The organism is Rhodoligotrophos sp. CJ14, from assembly GCF_038811545.1.
Taxonomy (GTDB): Bacteria; Pseudomonadota; Alphaproteobacteria; order Rhizobiales; family Im1; genus Rhodoligotrophos; species Rhodoligotrophos ferricapiens.
In genome coordinates, this window is the sequence record NZ_CP133319.1 from 4,464,265 (window position 1) to 4,476,997 (window position 12,733).

The following is a 12,733-nucleotide window of genomic DNA, read 5'->3' on the forward strand; positions in this document are numbered from 1 at the left end:
GGCGGGGCTCTCCCCGGTCGCCATCTGCAGCTCGTGGGATCTCATGCGATTCATGGCGGTGCCGGGCGCCTCCTATTCTGCCGCAGCCGCTGTGCTGGGCATGGCATGCTCGGCAAGGAACCTTTCGGCATCCAGCGCCGCCATGCAACCGAGCCCCGCCGCAGTCACGGCTTGGCGATAGGTCTCGTCGGTGACGTCGCCAGCCGCGAACACGCCTGGGATATTGGTGGCCGTGGAGCCCGGCGCTGTATCGATATAGCCGGAAGCCCGCAGGCGGAGCTGGCCTTCGAAGAGTTCGGTCGAGGGCTTGTGACCAATGGCGATGAACACGCCATCCGCATCGATCGTCTCCGTTGCCCCGGTCTTGACGTCCCGCAGGCGCACCCCGGCAACACTGCGCGGCTGTTCGCTCCCGAGCACTTCCTCGAGCTCAGAATTCCAGCGCACCCTGATCTTCTCATGGGCAAAGAGCCGGTTCTGCAGAATGCGCTCGGCCCGCAAGCTGTCGCGCCGGTGAACGAGAACGACCTCTGAGGCAAAATTTGTGAGGAACAGCGCTTCCTCAACGGCCGTGTTGCCACCGCCGATCACCACCACCTTCTTGCCCCGGAAGAAGAAGCCGTCGCAGGTGGCGCATGCCGACACACCAAAGCCCTTGAATGCATCCTCGCTCGGCAGGCCCAGCCAGCGGGCCTGGGCGCCGGTGGCGATGATCAGGCTATCGGCCAGATAGGTCCTGCCGGAATCGCCCGTCAGCCGAAATGGCCGGTGGGACAGATCGACCGACACGATATGGTCTGACATGATCTGTGCACCTACGTGCTCGGCTTGCAGGCGCATCTGCTCCATGAGCCATGGCCCCTGGATGACATCCGCAAAGCCTGGATAGTTCTCCACATCTGTCGTGATGGTCAGCTGACCACCCGGCTGAATGCCCTGGATGAGGACCGGTTCAAGCATTGCGCGCGCGGCATAGATTGCCGCTGTATATCCCGCCGGGCCCGATCCCAGAATCACCACTTTCGCATGCGTTGTCGTCATAGCACCATGCTCCCTGCGCGATCAGATGTAAGCTGGTAGGAGAGCCCTGTCCAGTTGCGTCAAGAAAATCGATATCGTTCACACACTTACACCAGTGCACCGCACGGCGGGTGCTCGATTGTCTACCCATGTACTATGCTGCGCGGCAAATCCACCGAATCGCCGGGACTCGAACCATGCGCCGCCAGATAAAGCTCGACAGGGTCGATCGCATCATATTGCGGGAACTGCAGCGCAACGCCCGCATCACCAATGTCGAGCTTGCCAAGCTTGCGGGCATTTCCGCGCCCCCCTGTTTACGGCGGGTGCGTGCGTTGGAGAAAGCTGGCCTGATCAAGGGGTATATCGCCCTTCTGGATGCGAGCGACTTAGGTTTCGAGGTGACCATGTTCGCTGCCATTGGCCTGCACAGCCAGGCCGAGGCTGATTTGCAGGCTTTTGGCGAAAGGATCTCGCGCTCGCCGATCGTGCGCGAGTCCTACATGGTGACCGGCGAGAGCGACTTTCTTCTGAAATGCGTTGCCCGGGATATCGGCGAGGTTCAGTCATTCGTCGCCGAGCTCACGGCTCTTCCCAATGTCGCAAGCGTGAAGACCCGTCTTGTCCTTGACGTCACGAAATATGATCCGGGTGTGCCGGTCGATAGCGGTGATGCTATAGATTAGATAACCTGAATCAAGGGTCAGTATTCAGGATCTAACTCGTTACGAGCGGCAGGAAAAGGCACGATTTGTGCCATAGTTTATGCACTAGTGCACTTCAGCTTGATAAGACTTCGCGCGAAATAAAATTGATCTTCGCGGGAAGGTTGTTTCTCTATTTTATGAGAGGATTGCTATGTCTGATAACTTCATGAACCAGGTTGAAGAGACGAAGGTGGCGGCCCTCAGCGCTGATGGCGAGTGCAGTGATTGTCGCTCGGCGCGTAGCGTCTCGGCTCATGCTCTTCAGGCAGATTCAACGGATTTGCCGCCGGACCAGCCGGTGCCGGAAACGACTGCCGTCACGGACGGGCTGATGGGAATGGCCTAACAACTGGAGATCTGCGAGCGAGGGGCACCGGCTAGCGGCCCTCGCCCTTCGCAGTAAAGCTCCTCCGAACGGGCAGCGCTCTGCCACCTGACGGTGGACAAGGGCGCTGCCCTTGCGGTTGGAAGCTTCCGAAACGTGAAAAGGCATGATCCGCCGGGGAAGGGGTGGCCTATTGCTGAAAGCGCCCGTCTGAGCAAGCGCCTTGGGTCATGCAACGATCCCGCTCGAGATCATGCGCGGACTGAGGCGCAAGCGGCCGCAGCACGCGCCCTTACGCGGGCCGCTTCCGCTTCCCAGCCTGTCTGGATCTGAACGGGCGCGAGGAGAGCTCAGCGATAGCTGATCTTGAGGATTTCGTACGATTTGCCGCCGCCTGGTGTATTGACTTCGACGGTATCACCGACGCTCTTTCCGATCAGCGCCCGCGCGATGGGTGAGGAGATCGAAATCTTGCCCTGCTTCACGTCGGCCTCGAAATCGCCGACGATCTGATAGGCTGCCTCTTCGTCGGTATCCTCGTCCACGACAGTGACCGTGGCACCGAACTTGACCGTATCGCCAGACAGCTTGGTGACGTCGATGACCTCCGCGCGGGACAATTTGTCCTCGAGCTCGGCGACACGGGCCTCCATATAGCTCTGCTGCTCCTTGGCCGCGTGGTACTCTGCGTTTTCCGAGAGATCGCCGTGGGCTCGTGCTTCCTGAATGGCTTGGATGATGCGCGGGCGCTCCACTGTTTTGAGATGCTTGATCTCATCAAGCAGAGCTATATGGCCGCTCGCAGTCATTGGCACCTTTTCCATCGTCATCCGTCCGTCAGTTCGAACCTGTCTGGTGCGACATAGCCGGCACCCAGCTTCCCAATCATTGCATTTGAGGAAATGAGGAGCTCCTACGGTGACTATGCGCAAAATCGCATAGCGACGCAATACGCTCTCCAGCTCACCTCAAGCGTTGGTGAGCTGCCTGCTCGCGCCAACATAGTCTTGAAGGGGGCGCACTTCAAGCGTGCCACTTTTATAGGCGGCAATGCCCTCGGTTGCAGCGATCGCGCCGGCAAGCGTGGTGTAATAGGGCACCTTATGATAGAGCGCCGCACGCCGGATCGATCGGGAATCCTCCAGCGCTTTTGCCCCTTCGGTGGTGTTGAACACGAGATCAACCTCGCCATTCTTGATGGCATCCACGATATGGGGCCGGCCCTCGAGCACCTTGTTCACCTTGGTGCATTCGATGCCGCTTTCCGCAAAGAAGCGCTGCGTTCCACCTGTCGCGATGATCGTGAACCCGAGGGAGACGAGTTTGCGGATCGCGGGCAGGATGAGTGGTTTGTCGCTGTCGCGCACCGACACGAATGCCGTGCCGGTTATGGGCACAGCAGCACCGGAGCCGAGCTGGCTCTTGGCGAATGCGGTGCCATAGTCTTGGTCAAGGCCCATGACCTCGCCGGTCGAGCGCATCTCGGGGCCGAGCACCGTGTCGACCCCGGGAAACCGCGCAAAGGGGAACACAGCTTCCTTGATGGCGATGTGATTGAAGACCGGGGCCTTAATGGCGAAGGCGGCAAGCTTGTCGCCGGCCATGAGCCGCGCGGCGATCTTGGCGATGGGCAACCCGATCACCTTGGCCACGAAAGGCACGGTGCGGCTGGCGCGCGGATTGACTTCGAGAATGTAGATGGTGCCGTCCTTATAGGCATATTGCACATTCATGAGCCCAACCACATTTAGCGCCTGGGCGAGCGCCTTGGTCTGGCTCTCCAGCTCCTCGATCACGGGTTTCGGCAGCGAGTGCGGGGGCAGCGAGCAGGCGCTGTCGCCCGAATGGATGCCGGCCTCCTCGATATGCTCCATGATGCCGCAGACGAACACCTCATTGCCATCGCACAGCGCATCCACATCGATCTCGATCGCATCGCGCAAATAGCTGTCGATGAGCACCGGACTGTCGCCCGAGACCACCACCGCTTCGGTCATGTAGCGCTCGAGCTGCGAGGGCTCATGCACGATTTCCATGGCCCGGCCGCCGAGCACGTAGGAGGGACGGATCACCACGGGATAGCCGATCTCTTCGGCAATCCGACGGGCATCTTCCGCGGACGAGGCGATGCCATTGCGCGGCTGGGCGAGGCCGAGACGCTGAATGAGGTCTTTGAACCGGTCGCGATCCTCCGCCAGATCGATCGCATCGGGAGATGTGCCTAGGATCGGCACGCCTGCAGCTTCGAGCGGCCGCGCCAGCTTCAGCGGCGTCTGCCCGCCGAACTGCACGATGACGCCCTTGAGCCGTCCGGACGTCGTCTCGACCCGGATGATTTCGAGCACGTCCTCGGTGGTCAGCGGTTCGAAATAGAGGCGATCGGACGTGTCATAGTCGGTCGAGACCGTTTCGGGATTGCAGTTGACCATGATCGACTCGATCCCCGCCTCACGCAGCGCGAATGACGCATGGCAGCAGCAATAGTCGAACTCGATCCCCTGGCCGATACGATTGGGGCCGCCGCCGAGAATGATCACCTTCTCGCGCGCTGAGGGCAGAGCCTCGCTGCCGTCGCGACCGGGCAGGCCCGTGTCATAGGTCGAATACATATACGCCGTGGGGGAGGCGAACTCGGCCGCGCAGGTATCGATGCGCTTATAGACCGGATGCACGGCCAGTCCATGGCGCTTCGCCCGGACATTCGCCTCGCTCTCGCCGGTGAGCTCTCCAAGCCTTGCATCCGAGAAGCCCATCGCCTTGAGGCGGCGCATATTGAAGGCATCACCCGGCAGGCCGTGGGCGCGCAGCTTGTCCTCCATGCGCACGATCTCTTCGATCTGCGCGATAAACCAGGGATCGATCGGGTAGGAGGCGTGGATCTGATCGGGCGCGACGCCAAGCCTCAGGGCTTGCGCAACTTTCAGCAGCCGATCCGGCGTGGGGCGGCCGAGCGCCGCACGGATCGCGTTCTTGTCATCGCCCTGGCCGAGCCCTTCAATCTCGATCTCGTTGAGCCCCGTGAGACCGGTTTCGAGCGACCGCAGCGCTTTTTGCAGCGATTCCTGGAAAGTGCGGCCGATCGCCATGCACTCGCCCACCGACTTCATGGATGTGGTGAGCAGGGGTTCGGCACCCGGAAATTTCTCGAAGGCAAACCGCGGGATCTTGGTGACCACATAGTCGATGGTTGGCTCGAACGATGCGGGTGTTGCACCACCCGTGATGTCATTGTCGAGCTCGTCCAGCGTATAGCCGACCGCGAGCTTTGCGGCGACCCTGGCGATGGGAAAGCCGGTCGCCTTGGAGGCGAGCGCAGATGACCGCGACACCCGCGGATTCATCTCGATCACCACCAGCCGGCCGTCTTTGGGATTGACCGCGAACTGCACATTGGAGCCGCCGGTCTCAACACCGATCTCGCGCAGCACCGCAATCGAGGCGTTGCGCATGACCTGATATTCTTTGTCCGTGAGCGTGAGCGCAGGGGCGACGGTGATCGAATCGCCGGTATGGACGCCCATCGGGTCGATATTCTCAATCGAGCAGATGATGATGCAATTGTCGTCGCGATCGCGAACGACCTCCATCTCATACTCTTTCCAGCCGAGCACCGATTCCTCGATCAGCACCTCATTGGTGGGCGAGGCATCGATGCCGCGCTCGACAATGTCGAGAAACTCCTCGCGGTTATAGGCAATGCCACCGCCCGTGCCGCCCAGCGTGAACGAGGGACGGATAATGGCAGGTAGGCCGATGATCTCCAGCGCCGCAAGCGCCTCCGGAATGGAATGAGCCAGTTCCGAGCGCGGCGTCTCAAGCCCGATCCGCGCCATGGCCTCGCGGAACAGCTCGCGATCCTCCGCCTTGTCGATGGCCTCTGCGGTGGCGCCGATCATCTCGACGCCGAATGTTTCGAGCACCCCCATCCGCCGCAGGGAAAGGGCGGTATTCAAGGCCGTCTGCCCACCCATGGTTGGCAGCAATGCATCCGGCCTTTCCTTCTCGATGATTCTGGCGACGATCTCCGGTGTGATCGGCTCGATATAGGTCGCATCGGCCAATTCCGGGTCGGTCATGATGGTGGCCGGATTGGAATTGACGAGGACGACGCGATAGCCCTCTTCCTTGAGGGCCTTCACGGCCTGGGTTCCGGAATAATCGAACTCACTGGCCTGCCCGATAATGATCGGGCCGGCTCCAACGATCAGAATGCTTTTGATGTCTGTGCGTTTCGGCATGCGGCAGGATCGCCCTTCTCGGCGGAGGTCGCGCGCTTCCTACACCATCGTTTCCGGCCTGACCAGTTTGAATGTTGCCGCCGCCCGAGCAGCCGCCATTACCCCGGCAGGCCGATGACTGCCATGGTTGAGATGATGAGAACTGCTACGATGCACCAAACCGCCAGCGTGACAAGCGTTTCCATTTGAGGACTCGGGAATCGTTAACCCTGACGGAGAGTGGCGGGTAGCGATGCAACCGAGGCTGAATGGGCCGTTCATCAATCGGACAGGAATCGCGGAGTGGCTGAAGCCGCGGAAGAGCCAAAACGAAAAAGCATGATCCATCATTGCGAACGGATCATGCTTTCACTGATGAGATGAGCTGGAAGCACCCAGCCGGATGTTGAGAGGGGCGGACGCCCGGCGGGTTGCTTCCAGCTCGCTGCCTTAGAGGCAGGATGGGTTCACGCATCTCTGCATTCCGCGACAGCACAGGGCTCGACGGTAATCATTGCGGCCGGTGGCCACACCCTGTTCTTCACGGCGATCACATTGTTGTTGCTGACTGAAGCATGGTTCGGCGTGACAACCACGATCTGTGGTGTAGTTGAAGTCACTGCCGGCGTAACCGCAGCAGCCATGCCCGAAATCATTCCCGTTGCGGCCAACGTTGCCAAAACGAATCGCTTGGTCATGTTCTTCTCCCGCACCTCAGCGGTTCCGATCTTGTCGGGCCGTATAGGAAGCAAATAAACCTCGACCTCGGAACTTCAGCTGAATGTTGCGTTCATGTCCTATTCATCTGCGAAAGTTTTGCGGGACTGTAAGGTTTCCCCCTGAATGCTTTCGCGCCCACTGTTGATAGCAAAACGTTAATCAAGCTACGTGGTTCCCAACGGGTACTCACGATTGCGAGATTTTGCTTGACAGCACTCAGGTCCTTGAGTCTCGCTGCGGCTCAGAACCGGAAAGGAAGTGGGGAAATGGCCGAGATTTCAGTTCTTCCAGTAAAGCCTGAGCATAGAGCGGCTTGGGATACGCTCTATCAGGGCTATGCCCGCTTTTATCGTGTCGAGCAGACATCGGCCATGCGCGACACGGTTTGGTCTTGGCTGATGGATCCTGCCCATGAAGTGTCGGGTCTTGTGGCTGTAATCGGGCAGGGCGCGCCGGTCGGACTCGCGCATTACCGGCCCTTCGCGCGGCCCCTCTCGGCCTCGCGAGGATTGTTTCTCGATGACCTGTTCGTTGATCCTGCCGTTCGTGGCAGCGGCGTGGCGGATCGCTTGGTCGAATCTCTGGCCGCCAAGGCAAGCGCCGAGGGCTATTCCGTTCTCCGCTGGATCACCGCGGAGAATAACTACCGCGCCCGCGGTCTCTATGACCGCTTGGCCAAGCGTACCCAGTGGGTGACCTACGACATGGCGCCTTAGGCGTTGTGATATCTCTTGGCCCCGCAGCCGCTCACGGCGGACGAATTTCTCACGAACCAAGGATGCTCTTGGTTCGCGCTGGTGGATCATTTTGGGATCGAGCCAAGCCTGCCGCATGATCTAATCCCTGACCCGAGCCGGTGCTCCAACGATGGAAAGGGTCAACCGCAGCAAACTCCAGATGCATACCTCTGGTTGATTTGCTATACTGAGATCATCTGAATACTTTATGCAGAATTGTAAGTCGTTTTTATTTACTAGAGGCAAAAATGATCTCGGATTTTATGAAAAATTTCGCTACAGGATTTCAGTCGTTCAAGTCTCTGGTGGCTGACAGCTTGACCGGAATTCGATTGGGAACCGCCACTTCCGGTCTGCTTGCGCCAATCGGAGCTCTGGAGGACGAAGATGTCGCTCATATCCTAAGCGAGACGCACTCATTCAAGAACGTATGGCAGACGCTGCCTAACTGGCTCCACGACACTGTCAAAACGGTTGAGCCCGAATCCAGGCTGCTGCAGGACATTGCAGAGATAAAGCAGCAAGGGCTCAATCACCTGGCTGACCTCCACCTGGAGCTGCACCAGCGCGCGCCCGGCTGGGTCGATCGCGCCGATGAGGCATCAGAACGACTTGAGAACCATGTCAATAGGAGCTTGGTTCACTTGGAGATGATCGGCCATGAGATTGGCGATCGGTACTGGTCGGAATCCGGGGCCAACCAGCAGGTGCTCGAAGATCTGGGGATCACGCCGCAAACATCCCATGCCAGTCACTCGAGCGATCTGGGCGGGATGCACTGACTGCGATTTCGCGGGCGACGCTCCAAGCAAGAAATGAGTTCCGCCTAACGATGACACACGCCCGATCCGATGGCTGATTGGATCAGGCGTTCTCTCCTCTAATCTAAGCGTTTGCTCTTAATCACCCGGCGCAGCAGGCTTAGCGCTTGGGAGGCGGCTTTTGCTGTTACGAGCCCCTTGCCGCTTTATTGCGCTCGATAAGATCGACGAACCGCTTGAAGAGGTAATGGCTGTCCTGCGGGCCGGGTGATGCTTCGGGGTGGTACTGCACCGAGAAGACCGGCTTGTCCTTGAGAGCGATCCCGCAATTGCTGCCGTCGAACAGCGAAACGTGAGTCTCGACAACCCCTTCCGGCAATGTTTCGCGATCGACGGTGAAGCCGTGATTCATCGAGGTGATTTCAACCTTGCCCGTCGTATGATCCTTCACCGGATGGTTAGCCCCGTGATGTCCCTGGTGCATTTTGCGGGTCTTGGCGCCCACTGCGAGCGCCAGCATCTGATGGCCGAGACAGATGCCGAACACTGGCTTTCCGGAGTCCACGAGCTTCTTGATCTCTGGCACCGCATAGTCACCGGTGGCGGCCGGGTCACCAGGGCCGTTTGACAGAAAAACCCCATCCGGATTGAGCGCGAGAATATCTTCAGCAGCGCTCGTCGCAGGCACCACAGTCACCTTGCAGCCCTGGCTGGCGAGGCACCGCAGGATGTTGCGTTTCAAGCCATAATCGACGGCGACCACGTGGTGGCGCGGCTCTTCCTGGCGCCCGAAGCCCTCCGGCCATTGCCACACCGTCTCATCCCAATCATAGCGCTGGGTGGCGGAGACCTCCGGCACGAGATCCATGCCCTCGAGCCCGGGCCACCGCGCCGCCTCTTGTTGCAGGGCGGGAATATCGAAACTGCCCTTCGCGTTATGCGCGATGACAGCGTTCATCGCGCCACGCTCGCGGATCATGGCGGTGAGCGCGCGCGTATCGACCCCGCTGATGCCGATGATGCCGCGCATCTTGAGCCATTGATCGAAATGCCGTTGCGCCCGGTAGTTGGAAGGCTCGGTGATCGCGGTCTTCAGAACGCAGCCGCGCACATGCGATGAGGCAGCCAGATTGGCCGTCTCTATATCCTCGTCATTGGCGCCGATATTGCCGATATGCGGGAAGGTGAACGCGATGATCTGACCGGCATAGGATGGGTCCGTGAGGATCTCCTGATAACCCGTGATCGCTGTGTTGAAGCAGACCTCGCCCACGGCCGAGCCTTCCGCTCCGACCCCGAACCCTTCGATGACCGTCCCATCGGCAAGCACCAGCAATGCTGTGGGCTTGGGAATGGTCCATCCACTCGTGTTGCTCGCAGGCGAGAAGGAATCCTCCGGCCGTTTGATCGAGCCGGTTTCGGGGCGCGTCGACATAGATATCTCCTCGGAGGCCGCCGAGCTTAGACTGCGCGAAATGATCGGCCGGCGCCGGTCGATGGCAGTCGCTGCTGGGTGATTGGCAGTTACCTATGAGACCCGACCACCAAGGTCAATAGCTGACGGATGAATGTGATGGCTTCCATCTTGGGACGGTTTATATAGGTCAGAGGCCAACCGGCGCTTTGCAGGAGCATGAGAGGGACACGATGAGCGCGACCATTCGCGAGAAGGTCAATGAGGGGCTGAAGGCGGCGATGAGATCTCAGGACAAGCGCAGGATCTCGACCCTTCGCCTGATCAATGCAGCCGTCAAGGACCGGATCATCCAGAACCGCGGCGCCGGCAAGGGCGATGACATCGATGATGCAGAGGTGCTCGACATTCTCGGGCGCATGATCAAGCAGCGCGAGGAATCACAGCAGGTCTATGAGCAGGCTGGCCGGCTGGAGCTTGCGGAGCAGGAGCGGGAAGAAATCGAGATTATCCGCGAGTTCATGCCCCGTCAGCTCTCCGAAGCCGAGATCCGTGCAGCGGTGGATGCGATCATCGCCGAGCTCGGTGCTTCGGGTCTGAAGGATATGGGACGCGTGATGGGCGAGCTGAAGGCGCGCCATGCCGGCGCGCTCGATGTCGGCAAGGCCGGTGCCATCGCCAAGGAAAAGCTCAAATAGTCGTCCGTGCCCAGGATTTGACAAAGTCTTCAGTAAAGAGAGTGTGCCAAATGGGTATATAAATGGAAATTGGCATCACCTGCTTTGTCGCTGAAAGAACTAAGGAAGTCACTTAGTTCTGAACAACCCATGTCCTGAGCCTGGTTATGTTGTCCAGGAGTCTTAAGCCAGAGTGGTCACGTCGCGGCCCAGTGCGCGCAGATGACATGAACTCGATCCGCGACACGATGCATAATCTGTGAAGAAAAACTATAGGTGTGTTAAGTCTCAGGGGTAAGATCTGAGGTGTCGTAAAATTTATGTAGTTAATTTAAGGTGGAGGTGCTTGTCCCTCCGAAGTTTTGCATTTCCGGTGAGATATTTCTATGCCTGTACTGAAATTAGATGGAGATAAACCCTCCGTAAATTCCTTTGATCATCTAGAATGGTATGGGAGATCTTTGGATACGCTGCGTGATTTCGGCAAGAGATACGTGCCGAAAGTCATGCAGAATATAGGTACTATAAACGACAACATCCACCATGGCTTTCCAGTTCATGAGCCGGCTGAGAAGGCGCTGTCCCAGGTTCGCGCGTTAGCCGGAGTTTGGGGCAGGGGCGACCATCGGCTGCAAGCTCTGGTCAGTGACGCGCCTCTCCTACAAGAGGCCAAGGAAACCGCCGCAAAGCAAATTGCATACGGAACCGGAGACGTTCGCGACGTCCTTAGCGGTATTCGAGAACAGCTCAAGCAAGTGCAGTCCTCGCCGAACCCGGCTGAGCTGACGGCTCACAAAGAGCTTTCTCATACAATAGACAATGTGCTGCGCCGGCTTCAGGCGACCAAGGAATACCTCGGTGGTCAGAAAGCTCCGCTGCCGGCTGTCGACCCGAATGACCACTCGAGCCAAGGGCAACCGTCAAAAGGGTTCATGATCGCAGACATTCTCGGGCTCGATAAGAATGATGCTCATGCCTCGGACCTGGCGGGAGACTTGTCAGGCGATTTTCACGTGACCCGGTGAGGGATGCGGTTCCACGTGCCGGCTTTGCCCCGCACTGCAGGTCGCGGCTTGCACATCTCTATCTAGGGTAATGCTTTTCACAGCTGACTGTCGCGCATCGGATATGGGGACGGTTGGGTAATTTCAAAGTCAGCGCCAGGGGAGTACTGCCTGGACAGATCATGGATAGTAATATGTTCAATAGTTCGAAGCCGATTTCGGGAGCTCAGCTTACCGCCGAACAGCTTGGTTACCCGTCCCATAAGTCAATTCTCGGCTGGTTTGCCGATTCCAATTCGGGTCACGTGCACGGCGTGGCATATGGTTTCGGCGGCTACTATCCCGCAGGCTGGGGATATCACACGCGGGACGCGCAACACCACCTCTTGCCGGCAGCCACAGCCGAAGCCCTCGGTGCCCCCGAAACTCTGAAAACCCAGGGTGCGCACCCCTATGATTTCGCTCACCTCTGGGGCTCTCACTAAATCCGATAGTGTGTGCCCCTTCGCGCACCTTCCCCTGCCGAAAGATCGCCGACCTTCTGATTTCTCCTAGCCACTCATTTTGAGAAGATAATGAAACCCACGCTCGGATCTGGTTCTACACCATCTTCATCTTTACACAGCCAATTGCCCGGCCCAGCCGGACAACCTCATTCCCCACTGTCTCCACTGCGGCTTTCCCTCGAGAAGATCAACCAGCATTGGCAAGCCGGATACCGGCCGGATGGCAGGCTCATCAGTGAAGCCGTTGAGAAGTTGCAGGGAACAACGGGCCAGGTGGTGCAAAAGGGGATCGATCTGCAGATCTCTCTGCAGGATGCTCACCTCTCCCCGAATACGAAAATGCACGACATGCACGAGTTGCTTCAGCTTGAGAAGCAGGTTCAGGCTACGGGCAATCAGCTTCGTGGTGAGCTTGTCAGCCTTCTGCAAGGCAAGAGCACTGAACCTGTCAGCGGGTTCGATGCCTATAGGTCCACGATCAACACGGCTTCCACGAGATTTTCCGAGCTCGAGCAAAAGCTCACGGGTCACCCCCAGGACCCCATGCCTCATGATCAGCATGGGCCTGACGGGCATGGTCACTCCGGCGATTTCTTGGATATGCGCTAAGGAGGATAGCGGATCCAGCAGAGTGGGTTTTCGATC

Annotated in this window: 13 protein-coding genes; 7 read left to right on the plus strand and 6 right to left on the minus strand. The window is 58.8% G+C overall.

All coding sequences use genetic code 11. The features are described 5' to 3' along the window. Positions 1 to 72: 72 nt before the first annotated feature. Positions 73 to 1,041, minus strand: coding sequence for a thioredoxin-disulfide reductase (trxB, locus tag RCF49_RS20830; RefSeq protein WP_342641699.1), 969 nt, complete (start codon positions 1,039 to 1,041; stop codon positions 73 to 75). A gap of 176 nt (positions 1,042 to 1,217) precedes the next feature. Between trxB and RCF49_RS20835 the strand changes: the two genes are divergently transcribed. Continuing rightward, the gene (locus RCF49_RS20835) at positions 1,218 to 1,706 is read left to right on the plus strand and encodes an Lrp/AsnC family transcriptional regulator (protein WP_342641700.1); all 489 of its coding nucleotides are present in this window, start codon (positions 1,218 to 1,220) and stop codon (positions 1,704 to 1,706) included. A 172-nt stretch (positions 1,707 to 1,878) separates the two neighbouring features. Continuing rightward, positions 1,879 to 2,073 (plus strand): hypothetical protein, encoded by a 195-nt coding sequence (locus tag RCF49_RS20840; RefSeq protein WP_342641701.1) that lies wholly within the window; start codon positions 1,879 to 1,881, stop codon positions 2,071 to 2,073. 329 nt (positions 2,074 to 2,402) lie between these two features. Here RCF49_RS20840 and greA read toward each other — a convergent pair whose 3' ends face one another. From greA to RCF49_RS20855, 3 genes are all read right to left on the minus strand, one after another. After that, on the minus strand, positions 2,403 to 2,876 hold the full coding sequence (gene greA / locus RCF49_RS20845; RefSeq protein ID WP_342641702.1) for a transcription elongation factor GreA: 474 nt from the start codon (positions 2,874 to 2,876) through the stop codon (positions 2,403 to 2,405). A 144-nt stretch (positions 2,877 to 3,020) separates the two neighbouring features. Beyond that, complete coding sequence (gene carB, locus RCF49_RS20850) at positions 3,021 to 6,290, minus strand: carbamoyl-phosphate synthase large subunit (RefSeq protein ID WP_342641703.1); 3,270 nt, start codon at positions 6,288 to 6,290, stop codon at positions 3,021 to 3,023. Between the two features lie 446 nt (positions 6,291 to 6,736). After that, positions 6,737 to 6,967: a hypothetical protein gene (locus RCF49_RS20855; protein ID WP_342641704.1), complete on the minus strand. Its 231-nt coding sequence runs from the start codon at positions 6,965 to 6,967 to the stop codon at positions 6,737 to 6,739. Between the two features lie 288 nt (positions 6,968 to 7,255). Here RCF49_RS20855 and RCF49_RS20860 point away from each other — a divergent pair, with 288 nt between their 5' ends. Both RCF49_RS20860 and RCF49_RS20865 read left to right on the plus strand, forming a co-directional pair. Beyond that, a complete protein-coding gene (locus RCF49_RS20860) occupies positions 7,256 to 7,705 on the plus strand; it encodes a GNAT family N-acetyltransferase (protein WP_342641705.1) in 450 nt (149 codons plus the stop codon). A gap of 269 nt (positions 7,706 to 7,974) precedes the next feature. Beyond that, entirely contained in the window at positions 7,975 to 8,508 is a 534-nt protein-coding gene (locus tag RCF49_RS20865) for a hypothetical protein (protein ID WP_342641706.1), read from the plus strand. A gap of 166 nt (positions 8,509 to 8,674) precedes the next feature. Here the strand turns inward: RCF49_RS20865 and carA are convergent, their stop codons facing one another. Continuing rightward, entirely contained in the window at positions 8,675 to 9,922 is a 1,248-nt protein-coding gene (gene carA / locus RCF49_RS20870) for a glutamine-hydrolyzing carbamoyl-phosphate synthase small subunit (protein ID WP_342641707.1), read from the minus strand. A gap of 212 nt (positions 9,923 to 10,134) precedes the next feature. Here carA and RCF49_RS20875 point away from each other — a divergent pair, with 212 nt between their 5' ends. The 3 genes from RCF49_RS20875 to RCF49_RS20885 all read left to right on the plus strand — a co-directional run bounded on the left by RCF49_RS20875 (position 10,135) and on the right by RCF49_RS20885 (position 12,067). After that, positions 10,135 to 10,599 carry a GatB/YqeY domain-containing protein gene (locus tag RCF49_RS20875; RefSeq protein ID WP_342641708.1) on the plus strand — a complete coding sequence of 155 codons (465 nt, stop codon included), beginning with the start codon at positions 10,135 to 10,137 and terminating at the stop codon, positions 10,597 to 10,599. Between the two features lie 365 nt (positions 10,600 to 10,964). Beyond that, positions 10,965 to 11,603, plus strand: coding sequence for a hypothetical protein (locus RCF49_RS20880; RefSeq protein WP_342641709.1), 639 nt, complete (start codon positions 10,965 to 10,967; stop codon positions 11,601 to 11,603). A 173-nt stretch (positions 11,604 to 11,776) separates the two neighbouring features. Further along, positions 11,777 to 12,067: a hypothetical protein gene (locus tag RCF49_RS20885; RefSeq protein ID WP_342641710.1), complete on the plus strand. Its 291-nt coding sequence runs from the start codon at positions 11,777 to 11,779 to the stop codon at positions 12,065 to 12,067. 132 nt (positions 12,068 to 12,199) lie between these two features. Here RCF49_RS20885 and RCF49_RS20890 read toward each other — a convergent pair whose 3' ends face one another. Beyond that, entirely contained in the window at positions 12,200 to 12,619 is a 420-nt protein-coding gene (locus RCF49_RS20890; RefSeq protein ID WP_342641711.1) for a hypothetical protein, read from the minus strand. Positions 12,620 to 12,733 lie beyond the last annotated feature (114 nt).